This window comes from Leptospira inadai serovar Lyme str. 10, assembly GCF_000243675.2.
GTDB lineage: Bacteria > Spirochaetota > Leptospiria > Leptospirales > Leptospiraceae > Leptospira_B > Leptospira_B inadai.
Window position 1 is genome coordinate 293973 of record NZ_AHMM02000015.1, and the last position, 15667, is coordinate 309639.

A 15667-nucleotide genomic window follows, 5' to 3' on the forward strand; every position below is an offset into this window, starting at 1 on the left:
TCTAATCCTCTATAGATTCGTTCGAAAATAAGTCGACCATTCGCTTAAACGCATCCGATTTCTTTTTATCTTTCGAATAGATTGCGGACAGCCGAGCGTAAGCCAATGCGGTTTTCCTACCGACGATACGCATCTGATTATATGCCATAATCGCACGATCCAGCCGTTTAAGATCCTCGAATAATTTACCTTGAATAAAAAGGACATCCAAATTTTCCGCATCCGAACGGAGAAATTCTTCTACTGAAACCAGAAGTTTTTCCTTGCTCGACGTATCTTTTGCAGTTGCATATTTGCATCTCAAAAGAACGGACCAAACGTTTAAATTTTTAGGATTGGATTCAAGAGCCTCTTCCAGAATTTTTTCCGAATTCCGAAAATCCTTTTCGTAATAATAGATTTTTCCCAAATGTAAAGCGGTGTCCAAAAAATCCGGATCATCTTTGTAGATTCGTTCTAACGCCTGTCTTGCTTCCTGGATTCGATTCGATTTATAGGATTCGATGGCGGACGTGTACGTTTTTCTTTTCTCTTCGGAACTCATGGAGCCGCAGCCTACAAGACTTAGGAAAAAACCTAAGAATAAAAGAACAACGAGACGTGGTTTTTGCCCGATCGGAAGCATTGAAGGGATTTTCAAAAAACTATCTTGATACAAAAGGAAAGTCTCCGTTTATTTATGAAACCAGGATCTTAAAAGCGCGATAGCACCCATCGCCAAAGGACCGATGACAATTAGATAATAGAAGAATAAAACGGATTTCTTCTTTTGGATAAAAAAGGAAATCGTTTTATAAAATTTAGTCCCCTGCTCCTGAAATACGAAACTACTCGGATTTGGGTCCCCCAAAAGATTTTTCTTGGAAAATAAATTTTTGAATTCGGGATGTGTTTCAAGATATTCATCGACTACCTGGGAACACAAAATGCACTCACGTAAATGACGAAGATAAATTTGATCCGTTTCATTCCCGGGTCGGAAGCTCTCTATAGCCTCGCTCCAAAAGTCCACGGAACCGATTTTTAGATTGCAGACCGGTCCTGGCGGCTCGGGAAACTCGGAGATTTCCTCCTCACCAACCTTAACCTTCGAATCGATCCTTTCAGCAACAGGAAGATTCTTTTTGGGCTTCGCAGGAGCAGGAGTCTTCCCTTTATTAGAGTTAGCAATTGGATTCGATTTTTTCATAATCTACACTCGAAGGTTTTGATAGTATTCAGAAAGTTTTGCACAATTAGGATTTCAGAAAGAGCGTTTCACAGCTTCCTTCAGTCCTCCGTTGTCGTAGCCCTGCGCTCCTTGTAGGATCGCCTTTATTAATGCTACTTGGCTTTTGCGTTTTTTCCTCATTCTGGGCGGCCCCCTCACTTCGCTCCGGGTCACGCTGCTCCGGGCTCCGCTTTCGCTACGGTCTCAGCGGCTCCTTTCTTTTAATATTAACCGTTACCCGGAAACGCTGCGACTGCTTCGCACCCTACACACCGTTGCCGCGGGGGGAAGTAGAAAATTCTGGCTGAAATACTTAACGTTCGGAAGATAATGTCAAGAATTATATCCCCTTTTAGGATTTCAGAAAGAGTGATCGTAGTGAAAGCTCGAATTTCGGTCCCTAAAAGAAGAGTCAGATAGTGTTTTCTCGTTCGCTATATATGCGCTTTCATCTGCTACTTTAGTTTTTGCGAGGCTCACCCTGTTCTTTTGACCGTTCTCGCGCCACTGATCAAAAAGTCTCTGACTATTAGGTTTCTCAATATCCAAAGCTAATCGTTGATTACTAATATATTCTGAAGTTTCGGCGCTTGTCAAAGGTCTTGTTTTGGCTATTTCATTTAAACGCTCATTCCTATTATTAGCTTTCTCCAGAGAGTCTATAGCAAATCGTTCTGCTGAATTTAATGCAAAGCCTCTCTCTTGTTTAAAGTTAATTGCGGAGATAGTTCCATGAGAATCTAATTCCCGGTTAAAGAATTGGAGATCCGTTGAAAAACTCCCTTTAGTAATTAGATTATTAGCGCGCTCATGAAGACCTGTCAAAAAGCTACTAGGGTCCACTAGTTCTGGTAATTTCTTCGCACTGTTACTTTCAATCGAAAAGGTTGAAGACATTAAACTCTCTTCCGATTTTGCGCTTCCTGATCCGCTAATTCTAGTATAACCTATTGGAATAACCGTTTGCGGTGCATTCGGATCTACACCCAAGCCATCCCTGGTAGCTGTAGGCTCGGAAAGTACCTGCTCCTCTTCCTTCGTCCGAGTCGCCTCATAACCGGCACCTAACACATTTGTCGCATTCTGCTGGTCCGGAGTCACCGGCCAAGAACTCGGATCATAGGGACTAGCCTCATTCGAAGTACCGCTCGTCCGCTCAGTCTGCCTCGTCTCAGGAATATACTGGTCTCCCCCGGCCATCGCCTGGTTCTGGTTCACATCCGCATAAAAGTTATTGTTAAACGTAACATTACCGAAACTACCAGGATCATTCAGATTCCCGGTCACCGATACCGCCGTCGCATTATAATCCGTCACACTGATCGTCGTATCCCCATTCTCCGAGATCGTAACCGAACCTCCCAGTTGCGTCTCTTCTTCCGTTCTCTGATACGTCAAGCTCGGACCCTGGTGTTGCCCCACATTCACCATTACTCCGTTCGGATTGCCTCCCGTCATGTTGATGCTACCACTGAATCCGCTTGCCGGATCATACTTTAAATTACCAGCTTTCGTGCCTATGTTAAACGAAGTAGAGCCGTGCTCTGAAAAATTGGCCCCCACGTTCAAGCTCGACGGACCCACGCTTACCCCCCCTCCAAATCCGCTCTCATCGCTATACGATACGTTTACATTCAAACCGTAGGGATTCATATACGCGCTACCAATTCCGCTGATCGCTCCGGTCAGGGCTCCCTTCAGTCCTCCGTTCTCGTACCCCTGTGCTCCCTGTAGAATCGCTTTGGTTAATGCTACTTGGCTTTTGCGTTTTTTCCTCATTTTGGGCGGCCCCCTTCACTTCGTTCCGGGTCACGCTGCTCCGGGCTTCGCTTTCGCTACGGTCTCAGCGGCTTCTTTCTTTTAATATTAACCGTTACCCGGAAACGCTGCGACTGCTTCGCACCCTACACATCGTTGCCGCAGGAGGTAGCAAATTCTAACTGAGATACTTAGCGTTCGGAAGATAATGTCAAGAATTATATCCCCTTTTAGGATTTCAGAAAGAGTGATCGTAGTGAAAGCTCGAATTTCGGTCCCTAAAAGAAGAGTCAGATAGTGTTTTCTCGTTCGCTATATATGCGCTTTCATCTGCTACTTTAGTTTTTGCGAGGCTCAACCCGCTTTCGTGCCTATATTAAACGAAGTTGTACCATGTTGCGAGAAATTGGCCCCCACGTTCAAGGTCGATGGACCCACACTCACTCCCCCTCCGAATCCGCCCTCGTCGCTATACGATACGTTTACATTCAACCCGTAGGGGTTCATATACGCGCTACCCATTCCGCTGATCGCTCCGGTCACAGCTTCCTTCAGTCCTCCATTCTCGTATCCCTGCGCTCCTTGTAGGATCGCCTTGGTTAATGCCACTTGGCTTTTGCGTTTTTTCCTCATTCTGGGCGGCCCCCTTCACTTCGTTCCGGGTCACGCTGCTCCGGGCTTCGCTTTCGCTACGGTCTCAGCGGCTTCTTTCTTTTAATATTAACCGTTACCCGGAAACGCTGCGACTGCTTCGCACCCTACACATCGTTGCCGCAGGAGGTAGCAAATTCTAACTGAGATACTTAGCGTTCGGAAGATAATGTCAAGAATTATATCCCCTTTTAGGATTTCAGAAAGAGTGATCGTAGTGAAAGCTCGAATTTCGGTCCCTAAAAGAAGAGTCAGATAGTGTTTTCTCGTTCGCTATATATGCGCTTTCATCTGCTACTTTAGTTTTTGCGAGGCTCACGACGTTTGTATCTTTCGATGATCGCAGACTCGAACGGAATTGTTCTAAGTTTAGGAACTTTTAACTTTACTTTTCCGGCTTTTGTTTCGAAGTTTCTATTATAAGATCCGGCTCGGGTATCTACTCGATCTGGATTTCTTTCATACTTCGAGGCTTGGCAGAGTTTATCTGCCTCCTCATCTAAAAGAGCATTCAGCGTTTCTTCGACTGAACCTCTTACGAGTTCACTCAAGTCCTTCTTGAGTTGGGTCTCATCCACTTGGATTACTTTCAGGTGGCTTTTATCTTCTTCTGCCCTCATGGGGGGTTCTCCTCTTCTTGAAATTTGTTTGCTTACAATCTCAATCGGTTAGGAGAGCCTTTCTTTTTATCTATAAATGTGCGAAATATTTAGAACGTTATCTTTCCTTTGGTCAAGCTACGAACCATAGTCGAAAAGCTATAACAGAAAATACGGAATGAATCTAAGAAAGATAGAGGCCGAGAAGCTTCATATAACAAAGTATAAACTTCACTCGCGATAATGCTGCCTTCCGACCTATCTTGATTGCCTGGAGTTTTGAGTAACCTGTTCTCACCGTTCACAATAATTACTCCGCCCGGATTAATACTCTTATCATTCGTTCGAATAAAATCCGAAAAGGAATAAGTTTTAAAATCCTTATACCTAATCGGAATCCCGCCTTCTTCATCACCCCTAGTTGCAAAATAGCGAACTAGACCAAAATAATCTATCCAGGACGAATAAAGTCCAAATTTAAAATTCGATAAATCAAATTGTATCCTAAATCCTGTATCTGCTATCAGTTCATTTGCAATCGTTATGGAGCAATTTTCAAATAAATATTTTCCATAACGGTTATAGGGATATAAAGTCTCCTTGATATTATCAAGATTTAAATAGGAAATATACGAACATAAATATTTACTTCGCAAAATCATGTCAACGGGAGGTATACTAATTCCAGTAAAGTCCCAAGAATGAACAAAATACGAATCATTGATTGTTCCCTTAATGGCCTTACCAATCCAACGCTCCGCTTCAGGGGACAGGCCCAACTCTCGATCACTTGAATTCAGGTCAATTAGAGAAATTGTTCGAATTTCTCTATTTAATTCTTTGGCAAATTCAGCTTCATTTCCCATTTTCAACACGAAAGCCATATTAAAGAATATGACGGACGGTTTATATCGCTTGATCTTTTCTGATAAAATTACTAAATTTTTACGAGAATCTCCTTTCTTAAAGTCCCGATTATTTTCGATTTCAATTATAGAAATATTCTCTTTTTGTAATTCTATCAATTTCAATCTTTCTTCTATATCAGAAAAACTATTTTTACATACAAAGAAAATACTGATAAAAACTATAAACGAAATTATTTTTAATGAAAATTTCATAGCGTTATAAAACAGTAAGCTCTATTAATTTTACCGAGGCTTGTCTACGCCACTCGGTGGTTGCATTTTTCCTGGTTTATTTTTATTATTATCATTCGGAAGACGAATAATTGGATCTAGATTTATTTTACTATTTGGCTTGGTCCATTCCGTAGGAATTTGGTTACTATCAACTTTTTTACCCTTCGGAATTATTAACGACCCGCCATCACGAAGAATGATTTCTCCTGACCTCTTAGAACCTTCTGTTGTAATTATGATATGCCCATTCTTATCAGCGTACCATTTTATGCCCTCCAGTCCTTGACCTTTTACATAAAATTCTGTACCAGGAATATGAAGTAGTTCATTCTCCCCGATAGGCTGCGGTGCCATTTTGTTAAGCGATCCATCTATTGGCTTTCCACTTTCTTGTGAAGTAATAACTTGCCCGAGCTCTTTAACTTTTGCGCCAGGATTATTTCTCAAATATTCATCGATCTTCCCATTCGAGTAATCATTCGCAATCGGTTTTCCTTTATCGTTCCCACCCGTTAAAACAATCGGTAGGGATTCGGAGTTACCAACATTTTGTGGCTCTGCAAATGTTGCTCCGTCCAAGGCACCGATAATAAAGGAATCAAGAGGTGTAGAGCCTTCCGGTCCTGTACGAGAATTGTCCTCAGATGTCGCAGCCCCCTCGCTCCGCCTCCTACCACGAACGGCTCCTGCCACCGCAGCTCCAGCAAGTAACAAGCTATTCGGATCTACACCCAAGCCATCCCTGGTAGCTGTAGACTCGGAAAGTACATGCTCCTCTTCCTTCGTCCGAGTCGCCTCATAACCGGCTCCTAACACATTCGTCGCATTCTGCTGGTCCGGAGTCACTGGCCAAGAACTCGGATCATACGGACTAGCCTCATTCGAAGTACCACTCGTCCGCTCATTCTGCCTCGTCTCAGGAATATACTGATCTCCTCCGGCCATCGCCTGGTTCTGGTTCACATCCGCATAAAAGTTATTGTTAAACGTAACATTACCGAACCTACTAGGATCATTCAGATTCCCGGTCACCGACACTGCCGTTGCATTATAATCCGTCACACTGATCGTCGTATCCCCATTCTCCGAGATCGTAACCGAACCTCCCAGTTGCGTCTCTTCTTCCGTTCTCTGATACGTCAAGCTCGGACCCTGGTGTTGCCCCACATTCACCATTACTCCGTTCGGATTGCCTCCCGTCATGTTGATGCTACCACTGAATCCGCTTGCCGGATCATACTTTAAATTACCAGCTTTCGTGCCTATATTAAACGAAGTCGTACCGTGTTGGGAAAAATTGGCTCCTACGTTCAACGTCGATGGACCCACGCTTACACCGCCTCCAAATCCGCCCTCGTCGCTATACGATACGTTTACATTCAACCCGTAGGGGTTCATATACGCGCTACCCATTCCGCTAATCGCTCCGGTCACAGCTCCCTTCAGTCCTCCGTTCTCGTAGCCCTGCGCTCCTTGTAGGATCGCTTTGGTTAACGCTACTTGGCTTTTGCTCAATATCTGCGTACTCGCATTGGCTCCCGACTCTACAGTACCCGCCGCAGTTTGGGCCCCATCGCTTGCAGTCGTTGTCGCGGAATCGCTAACCAAGGCTCGGGCGCTATTCGCAATCCCCCTTGCACCGTTCGCGATCGAGCTACCCACGTCCGATACAAATTCAGAAGCCGAGTTATACGCGCTACTCGCTAAATCCGAAAGGGAGCTGTCCGCTAAATTACTGACCGTCGTCATCGTGCTATTCGCAAAATTTCCGATACTGCTCATTGCATTTCTCGTAAAATTCGAAATCGCATTTCCGGCGGTCTCAAACATGCTGGAAGAGGCCGCTTCTGCACCTGATGTCGCAGCTCCCTCGGCCAACGTTTCCGCTCCTATTTCAGCCGCAGTTCCGGCTGCTTCCGCCGTTAACGCTCCTTCGGTTGCCGCCGCTCCGACTGGACCCGTAAATAGAGTCGCTACGATTCCACCGATGATCGTCGCACCCATTACGAATTCTTTTTGTAATGCCTGCGATTTCGCTTTTTTGGCAGCCTGCTTTCCTTTATACCATTGTAGCAATTGGCTCGCCACATCCGGAGACAATCCGGTCATCGAAGCCAATACCTGGGATTCCGCCTGGTTGACCATGCTCTGTAATTGGCTTTTGACCCAACCGCTGGTGCTCATTCCTCCAAGCAGAACATTCTTCGCAAAATCCTCCATTAGAGATACGGTAGAAGCCCTACTTTGTGCATTTTGCTGGGCCGCTGTTAATTCCTCGGAATCTTTTTTATCTACCGCTGCCATACCTTCCATCATTCCGTTCACAAGTTTATTCAGGTTATCTTGGTTTTCGAAACGATTCAGATTCGTTAGAGCGGTATTTGCAAACTGATTCACTGCGTTGGAATCAAACAGATTTACTGCAGGCTGTAAAGTGCCGCTCCCATTCAAGGACGCAGCAAGTAGCGAATTTTGCCGGGGAACTCCAGTATGACCATCGGTAACGGTTTGATCCGAGTTATTTGCAGCCGGAGGAGAAACGTTCTTAGAAGTCGCTCCAAAGGCAATCATTCCAGGTGCTTGGATCGTAAACGTTTCCGCCTTGGTATCATAATTATAATTATTCGCGTCGGTGGCATCTCCTTTACCCGAATACGTCGCATTACCGGTATGCACATTTCTCGTCACAAGCACGGAACCGTTGGACTGAACGGTCACGTCCGTATACTCATGAGTCGTATAGGAGCTACAAGCTGCATTCGATAAATCCGCGCCGCAAGTGGACGCGATAAAACTTTGAAGCGTGAGATTATTTCCTTTCGCATCCGTCCGAATATTCCCGTTCGAATCGGTGATATAGACGATCCCGTTTTTACCCGTTACGGTAGAATCTCCATACGCTTGGAGTAGTTCTCCTTCTCCCTTATCGGTAAACGTCATCTGCTTAGATAAGGAATCGGCAAAGTTCTGGATAAAACCGGACCTTGCATTCAAAAGGGAATTATTGACCGCACTCAAGAGGGAGAAGTTCTGAGTTGCGGTAAGTCCTTGGTTGATATTATTATAAATGTTTTGCAGGTTAGACGTATCCGGAAGATTCGTTTGCGCGCTCGCAGTCGTCTGAGAAACAAGGCTCGCAATTTGCGCGCTAAAATTCTGAGCCACATTGCTTGCATTCGTGTTGGGAGCTACGACCGGAATCGTATTGAATAGATTCGCCAGAGAAGAATTAAATCCTGTACCGTCCCCGTTCGCTTCCGACTTGGACAGCGTGATGCTCGCCTGCGCGAATTGGCTGACGGCTTGTTTCTGTAAATCCTCCATTTGCATCATCCAAGCGGCTTGCTCCGACTGGAGTTTGGCGACTCCGGATTGATAATTCGCCTGGGCGGTCGCTAATTCCTGTGTTTTCTGAGCCTGGAAAGCCGCATATTGGGATTGGTACTGAGAGGTTTGAATCTCCCAATTGGAGATGGCCGGAAGGATCGTATTCGTGAAATTTGCGGAGAATCCGGTCAACTGAGTCTTTAAGGAATTCCAGTTATTAGCGCTGATCGCAGCATTCGGATCGTAAGTATTATAATAGAGAATTACGCTGATTTGATCGGCTTGATAATAATTCGTTACTGGATTACCATTGCTGTCAACGGTATCGTCCGCGTAAGTAGTAAAGCCGGAACCTACATGTGCATAGACTGGATCGCCTACATCCCCAATATTGCAACCTGCCTTTATACCCCAAGCATCAAAACAATAATGTTCAACATTGGATCCTGGAAAAAAATATGACCAAATAGCATAATTATCTGCTGCGACAATGCTACTCACCTGGAGATCTCCAGTAAGTCCCATCAATGCCAAGCCATTCGCCTTTGCTATGTTTAACCAGTTCATAAATTGAGCCTGAGATATGGCCCCATCGTTGTACGCCTTAATTTCATAGGCAACGCTAGTAAGATTATATCCTCCTGGATTTCCTGCATTATAATCGTTTACGAGCAACAACGGTCCCCCGCCGTTATACCGAATCGGTGTAGTCGAATATTCCAAGTTCGTATAATAGGTAACATTATTCGTCGCCATCTGTTGTTCGGATTTCAAGAAACTGCTCAGGTCCCCCGCAATCGTACTCAAGGGTAGATTTTGGTTGATATCGGTTTGGATTTGATTCAGGAACGTCTGCAAAGTCTGGCCATCTGCGGTCAGAGTCGTTTTCTTGGTCGGGTCTGTCGGATCATGGTTCCAAAATAGATCTTCTGAGTTTAAATACGACTGTACACTATTCACCTCGGTCTGGATTCCCTTGATCACTAGCTGCTTATAGGAATTAATCTGCTGTAGATTCGCCTGAAACTGCGCGTCCGTTTGATTCAACTGGTTCACCAGGGCTTGGTAATTATTCTGCATATCCTGTAAGGATTTTGTGTACTGGGAGATCCCGTCCTGTAAATTCGTATCGTACGTTTTCTGCCATTCGCTCTGTACATAACCCATGACCTGGCTTGACTGAGTCGGGGTATTCGTCTTTGAGTTTAACGTTTGATTGAGTTGGTTCTGAAAATTTGCCTGGTCCTGCGCAGTAACTTGGTAGTTCGCACCCAATAAAGATTGCAAAAAAGCGTCTCTCTCCGCATAGATCTGAACATCCGCGGCAGCGACCCAGGTATTTAAGGAAGTCTGTTCCTGGGATTGAAGAGCTTTGTACAGGTAATCTTGGTATTCCTGAACGGTGGTAAAACCGTCGGAAGTAGTGACCGAGGAAACATAGGACAGGATCGCCTGGTCTACCGTATTTTCCCAGTTTGTCTTATAATATTGCACATTATTTAATACGTAATTCGACCAAGCAGCCTCGTCCTGTAGATGACCCGCGCTCGAATACATGGTTTGCAGACTGTTCGGATTAAAAGCCGGTGCGTTCAACTGCGGAGGGGTCAGCGGTTGCGGGTAAATTCGATCCGAGAATACGCAGAGTCCTAGGGTAGCAATGCTAATCTTATAAAAGTAATTCAGGGATTTACCGGCAACCATACAAAAACTTCCCCCACTTTGGTAGCTACTGATAAGCGACAAGATACCTGGTTTTTCAGAAAAACATCAGAAAAATGTCGAAATCTGTAAAAAGAATTTTCAAATTGATAATTACACCAAGGGTGCCTTTCTTCAAAATCAAAATCAAATACTTTTTGGCCTTCTTTTTGACATAAAACCGAGAATGGGTCGATTTGGTTTTCCAAACTGTAAATTTGAATCTTAAATTAATAATTTACCAGAAATCTTTCTATCCTTCTCGATTCGATAAATAATATATCCAAACTCGATGCTAAAGTTTTTAAAGGCAAAAGATTTTATTTGGGTCCCGGTAGGAATTTTCCTTTTATCTCTTGCCGTGCCGGTTTTATACATATTGCACGGGAACTCCGTCTGCTCCATCTCTCCGACAGGACTCCATCAGTCAGGAGATTCTTATTTTATATTAGAACAAAATTTTGCTGGCTGCTTCAGTAAGGGCGTGGAAAAGAAATTTCATTTTACGATCGCTAACGCGACGGAGCAGGAAAATCATTTAGAAATTTATGAAAACTTAAAAAAACTTGGAGATTGGCCCATCAAAAAAGGAATCAGCAATATCGATTTAATTTCCGATCGAAGTACTATAAATTTAAGTTTTAAACTTAAGATCCCGCCGCAGGCGCAGAATCACTTATTTCTGTTTCAAAAAAAGACGATCGAATTTAAAACATTTTATCGTCTCACGATCGTACTACTAGTTATTTCCCTCTTAATCTTAATTCTTAAATTTCCACTCTTAATTAAAAGCAAACTTAAATATTATACTCTGATGTGGATACTCAGCTTTTCCATATATTTCATGCTGTTTTCCCATTCTCCGATTTCTTTAATTGGAGATGAACCTCATTACCTGATTGTTGCAGAATCCATAATAGAGAATCATGATTTAAGTATGAAAAATCAGTATGATACAACTAAGCCTTCTCTACTCTTTCGCGATTTTGACCATCATACATTATCAATCAATGGAGTTGAACGTCCGGCCCACTATCCTTTTCTTGCACTCTATCTCGCACCGGCATTCTTGAACCAGAATGGGAGAATTCACGCTGATCCCGTATTAGCCGGGAAGTGTCTAATGATACTGATATCAACTACCCTAAGCGCCTTTCTACTCTTTACTTTCATCAATCGGCCAATAACCCCGATCAAATATTTATTCACGCCATTAATTGTCTTCGGAATGCCTATCCTCGCCTATTCAAATCAAATTTATCCCGAAGTGATGATTTCGTTTTTTTTATATATTTCCTATTTCCTCTTAACCAAAAGCAGATACTCGAAGCTATGGAATTACCTTCCGATTATTTTTATAATTTTCCCTTTTATCCATATTAAATTTTTAGCAATATCATGTATCCTCGTTGTATATTGGGCGTGGAAACTTCGAAAAAAAGGTAAACTTATTTATTCAGGCCTAGCTATTTATTCTTTGGGAATACTGCTCTTCTTTTACTATAATTATTTTATATACGGAAAAATATCTCCCTATACTGAACGGGATATTTTTTTAGAAAATATAATAAAAAGATACCTTGGATATCTATTCGATGTAGATCGAGGTCTCTTTGCATTAAACCCATTACTCTTTTTTGCCTTTATTCAGCTGACTATCCTTTTTCGAAGAAATAAAATTGAATTTCTCTTGACCTTATCATTGATAGTTTTTGGACATATACCCAATTTACTTCATTCGATATTTTGGTTAGGATCCTGCCCATTCGGACGATATTGGATAGCGATCTACCCTCTGATGTCCTTCCTTTCCCTCTTAGGCATCCGCGATACGATCCGATTCTTCCAGAATTCTCCGGATGTATTGGTAAAATATCTAAAAATTTCCGTCTTTGCAATTTCCTCAATGCTTCTGCTTATAACGACGTTACAAATCATAGGTTATATTTCTTCGCCCGAAAACTATTATACGCATTTCGAGAAAAATATGGTAATGCCGACATTCATCGAAAAATACACGCCTCTAAATATTCGCTTTTTATTTTATTCTTACTTTATTGAAAGTACGTTATTCCATGTGATATTTTGGTTTGTCATTTTGATATTTTTTATATTTTTAGGGATTAGAATATCGACGCATAAGAGGGAACCCACCCGAAACGGAAAAATATGAATTGATCGGGCAAACCTCTTCTCGCTGGTCCTCCACCTGGGGATTATATTTAGGAAAGAATCCTTAACGAGGAAAGTTTTCGCAAGCGATCAACGTCGATTCCGATGACGATGCGCACTTTTGTCGAAATCGATTTGAATCAAAAATCTCCGTCGGGACGGGAGAGAGCTTCGATTTTTTTTCTATAGATCTCCCGCCTCGTTTTAAACGAATCTCCTTTATAAATTTCGGAAAGTCTAATATACGCCAAAGCCACCTTTGCCGACGATGCTTTTAACTGAGTATAGGCTAATATAGCCGTCTGGAGATCCCCGGCTTCTTCGGAAATCCTGCCCTTAATGTAGAGTACGTCCAAATTTTCGGAATCCCGCTTTAAGTAATCCTGAATGTTATTTTTCAATGCGGTCTTGTCCTTTTGCTGAGCGAATTGGCATTTTATCAACCAAAGCAAAGGGCTTAAATTTTCGGGAAAAAGTTCCCGCGCCTCCATAAAGTATTTCTCGGCTTCCTTGAAGTCTCTATTGAAGTAATGAATTTTTCCGATAAAAAGAGCGGTGTCCTGGTAGGAAGGATCGCTCTCGTAAATTCTTCGGAAGGTTCTCTCCGCCTCGGCTCTATTATTTAGTTCGTAATATTTATACGCCTCTAGATAAAGTTTCTTCTTTTCCGTTTCGTCTAACCCGCCGCAAGAAAATGAATTACAATATATGAGAATTATAATTGCGAATCTTAGGAAAAACGTTCTTATTTCGTCCATGAATTTCAAAACCGCCTAATAGATAAATCGATCAATTCGTATAATAAACATTCCGGTCAAATTAAAATCGCGCCTTTCCGTTGTTAATTTCTTGACCACCCGATCCGAAACCGTTTAGGCTAATAAAACAGGAATCGCAAAAAATGCTAAACAAATTGGAATCCGTATTCGAAGATTTCTACCCTCTATTTCAAAAAAAGATAGAACTCGAAGATCGAACCGAATCGGCGCTGCGACGAGCCTTTTTTCGATACATGTCTTTATCGTTAATTTCGGTTATCCTAATCGGATTAACGCAGATCATCGGAATTTACCTCAGAAATTCCCAAGGAAACAATTACATTAATAATTTATACATAAACGGTAAAATCGGTTCGTTGATGTACTATGCGGCTCATTTTCCGCAAAATCTGATTTCTATCTTTTTGCTCTGGCTATTCCTGCCGATTTTATTCGCTCTAATTTGGTACTTGGCTCTCTTGTCGCTTAACGGCGCAAAAAGCTCGCCTAATAGACTTACGCTGTCCTTACTCACGTTCAACGGATTCTATTTGACCATGGCGGGAATTTCCCTGAGCGGATTCTTGGAAATTCTAAAATCCTTTTTACCGTTCGGCGGTTTTTTGATGAGCTTGCTCACGATATTCCAAGCCCTCGTCATCTGTGTGGGATACATTTCTAGTTTCGTCTATTTTATCCTAGGATTCCAAAAACAGTACGATCAACCGATCGGGCGGGCCGTAGCACAAACTCTCTCTCCTTTACTCTTACTTTTCTTTCTCTTGTATTTTTTTCTGTAGAGAGTATTAAAGAGCCCTTATTAAGGGAGGTCACTCCCTCCGAAATGATTCGATTCTTCGATACGAACCTAGAGTATACTTCGAGCCTGGAGGAAGAATCCTCGTATCTAGCGACCTAATCCGATCGTTTTACGATCCCATAATATTATCCGATTCTTTAACCGGATCGCGAATCATATACGGTGTCCGAACCCGAAAGGGATGAATCCGACAGACTACCCTGGAAATAATATAATCTTTCCTTAACGTATGAAAATTCGGGTCGGATTTTCCGACTATTACAGTTTCATAAATCTCGCCGATTCGATTTTAATGCAAGCGATCGCTCAATCGATCGTCGAACTCAATCGGAATGACCCTTACAATCCTAGGAAAACGATGTAAATCTTATTTGACTCAATTCATTCATGAGTAAAAAACCTAATCCGGATTCCAGGAATTCTCCAAAGTCTCCACATCTCTTTCCCAAACCGGAGCATCGTAGGTAAATTTTTCGACCGCCCGACTACGAGGACTAGGAAGAACCCACCAAGCGTCCATCGTCCAAAAAGAATTATCCGTAACGATCTCTTTTAACAGATTCAATTTTGCATCGTAAATTCGGAAAGTGGAAACCGTTTTCATTTCCTCAAATGCAGGCAGGGTTCCGAGAGTGAATAGGCTAATGAAACTCGTCGGCACGGTAACTATCGCTCCCAGTAATGTATAATAGCGAAAATGAGGATTAAAAATGCCGACTGCATAGTAATCCACGTTTCTCTTTCTTAATTGGAAGGAATTCGATTTAGGATCCCAATCCAAAACCTCGCAAAGATCTGGAATCGCTCCCGCTTCGGACTTACCATAATAAAAATCTAGGAACTCCTTTATCCGATCTTGAGACCCGTCGGGATCAATGCCGGATGCTGGGAAATTCCGAATAGGCTCCCCCCAGGAAATTCCGCCTATCACTTGATCGAATTTAGGAATGATCATGACATGCTTTGAAACGACATTCTTCCTACCTTTAAAATAAGCGGCGTTAAATTTCTTACCGTACCGATTCGCCAGCTCTATATTACAATCGGAGGTTAACCAACCGTTTACCTTTTCTCCGACTAGAATCGAACGGTAAGGATGAAATCCTACAAGTGCGACTTTCGATTTCTGACCTACCCTTGGCTTCCGGGTCGGAGCTGGACCCACGAAATTCATCGTAGTGCAGGAAATTATTACGAACAAGGACAGAAGAAGAACGATACGGCTTCGGATCATGAAAACTTTCCCCGATGAATGACTCAGAATTGAGTAGCTTTTCATACAATTCAGTCGATGTCCAATGTTTTAAAAATCTCAAAATGGTAAAATGTTTAACTGAAAACCGAAAAATACCCGGTTACCTATTTCCAATTCTTATAAAGATAAATCAAACCTGGAAGGATCGGAAAAATCACAATTGCATAATAGAATAATTTTAAAAGATTCTTTTTATCACCGATCACGCTAAATGAAGGCAAGACTTTTTTCAAAAGCGCAATCTTATTCACACTGTAGTAATCATTCCGCTTCC

The 15667-nt window shown here is 42.6% G+C and carries 11 protein-coding genes and 1 pseudogene; 2 read left to right on the plus strand and 10 right to left on the minus strand.

What is annotated here, in order from left to right; genetic code table 11:
• Position 1 precedes the first annotated feature (1 nt).
• The 7 genes and pseudogenes from LEP1GSC047_RS05185 to LEP1GSC047_RS05215 all read right to left on the minus strand — a co-directional run bounded on the left by LEP1GSC047_RS05185 (position 2) and on the right by LEP1GSC047_RS05215 (position 10391).
• Positions 2–658: a tetratricopeptide repeat protein gene (locus LEP1GSC047_RS05185; RefSeq protein ID WP_010415031.1), complete on the minus strand. Its 657-nt coding sequence runs from the start codon at positions 656–658 to the stop codon at positions 2–4.
• A gap of 15 nt (positions 659–673) precedes the next feature.
• Positions 674–1189, minus strand: a complete 516-nt coding sequence (locus LEP1GSC047_RS05190) for a globin family protein (RefSeq protein WP_010415033.1) — start codon at positions 1187–1189, stop codon at positions 674–676.
• 381 nt (positions 1190–1570) lie between these two features.
• Positions 1571–2989, minus strand: coding sequence for a TIGR04388 family protein (locus LEP1GSC047_RS22055; RefSeq protein ID WP_010415035.1), 1419 nt, complete (start codon positions 2987–2989; stop codon positions 1571–1573).
• Between the two features lie 333 nt (positions 2990–3322).
• Positions 3323–3601: a hypothetical protein gene (locus LEP1GSC047_RS05200; protein ID WP_020988517.1), complete on the minus strand. Its 279-nt coding sequence runs from the start codon at positions 3599–3601 to the stop codon at positions 3323–3325.
• A 332-nt stretch (positions 3602–3933) separates the two neighbouring features.
• A pseudogene (locus LEP1GSC047_RS05205) lies at positions 3934–4239 on the minus strand (transposase); the annotation flags it as partial.
• 89 nt (positions 4240–4328) lie between these two features.
• Positions 4329–5339 carry a hypothetical protein gene (locus LEP1GSC047_RS05210; protein ID WP_010415040.1) on the minus strand — a complete coding sequence of 337 codons (1011 nt, stop codon included), beginning with the start codon at positions 5337–5339 and terminating at the stop codon, positions 4329–4331.
• A gap of 30 nt (positions 5340–5369) precedes the next feature.
• On the minus strand, positions 5370–10391 hold the full coding sequence (locus LEP1GSC047_RS05215; protein ID WP_010415042.1) for a TIGR04388 family protein: 5022 nt from the start codon (positions 10389–10391) through the stop codon (positions 5370–5372).
• A 289-nt stretch (positions 10392–10680) separates the two neighbouring features.
• On the opposite strand from LEP1GSC047_RS05215, the gene LEP1GSC047_RS05220 reads away from it, so the two are divergent.
• Positions 10681–12561, plus strand: coding sequence for a hypothetical protein (locus LEP1GSC047_RS05220; RefSeq protein WP_039934138.1), 1881 nt, complete (start codon positions 10681–10683; stop codon positions 12559–12561).
• A gap of 139 nt (positions 12562–12700) precedes the next feature.
• On the opposite strand, the gene LEP1GSC047_RS05225 is transcribed toward LEP1GSC047_RS05220, so the two are convergent.
• A complete protein-coding gene (locus tag LEP1GSC047_RS05225) occupies positions 12701–13318 on the minus strand; it encodes a tetratricopeptide repeat protein (RefSeq protein ID WP_010415051.1) in 618 nt (205 codons plus the stop codon).
• A 143-nt stretch (positions 13319–13461) separates the two neighbouring features.
• Here LEP1GSC047_RS05225 and LEP1GSC047_RS05230 point away from each other — a divergent pair, with 143 nt between their 5' ends.
• Entirely contained in the window at positions 13462–14118 is a 657-nt protein-coding gene (locus LEP1GSC047_RS05230) for a hypothetical protein (RefSeq protein ID WP_010415054.1), read from the plus strand.
• Between the two features lie 420 nt (positions 14119–14538).
• Here LEP1GSC047_RS05230 and LEP1GSC047_RS05235 read toward each other — a convergent pair whose 3' ends face one another.
• Positions 14539–15372, minus strand: coding sequence for an Lp29 family lipoprotein (locus LEP1GSC047_RS05235; RefSeq protein WP_010415057.1), 834 nt, complete (start codon positions 15370–15372; stop codon positions 14539–14541).
• 125 nt (positions 15373–15497) lie between these two features.
• Positions 15498–15644 (minus strand): hypothetical protein, encoded by a 147-nt coding sequence (locus LEP1GSC047_RS22060; protein ID WP_238325522.1) that lies wholly within the window; start codon positions 15642–15644, stop codon positions 15498–15500.
• Positions 15645–15667: the final 23 nt, after the last annotated feature.

Bases quoted from the DNA above. Each gene is read 5' to 3' on its own strand.
- LEP1GSC047_RS05210 (WP_010415040.1), bottom strand. From the start codon at position 5,339: ATGAAATTTTCATTAAAAATAATTTCGTTTATAGTTTTTATCAGTATT.
- LEP1GSC047_RS05215 (WP_010415042.1), bottom strand. From the start codon at position 10,391: ATGGTTGCCGGTAAATCCCTGAATTACTTTTATAAGATTAGCATTGCT.
- LEP1GSC047_RS05230 (WP_010415054.1), top strand. From the start codon at position 13,462: ATGCTAAACAAATTGGAATCCGTATTCGAAGATTTCTACCCTCTATTT.
- LEP1GSC047_RS05235 (WP_010415057.1), bottom strand. From the start codon at position 15,372: ATGATCCGAAGCCGTATCGTTCTTCTTCTGTCCTTGTTCGTAATAATT.
- LEP1GSC047_RS22055 (WP_010415035.1), bottom strand. From the start codon at position 2,989: ATGAGGAAAAAACGCAAAAGCCAAGTAGCATTAACCAAAGCGATTCTA.
- LEP1GSC047_RS05200 (WP_020988517.1), bottom strand. From the start codon at position 3,601: ATGAGGAAAAAACGCAAAAGCCAAGTGGCATTAACCAAGGCGATCCTA.
- LEP1GSC047_RS05225 (WP_010415051.1), bottom strand. From the start codon at position 13,318: ATGGACGAAATAAGAACGTTTTTCCTAAGATTCGCAATTATAATTCTC.
- LEP1GSC047_RS05190 (WP_010415033.1), bottom strand. From the start codon at position 1,189: ATGAAAAAATCGAATCCAATTGCTAACTCTAATAAAGGGAAGACTCCT.
- LEP1GSC047_RS05220 (WP_039934138.1), top strand. From the start codon at position 10,681: ATGCTAAAGTTTTTAAAGGCAAAAGATTTTATTTGGGTCCCGGTAGGA.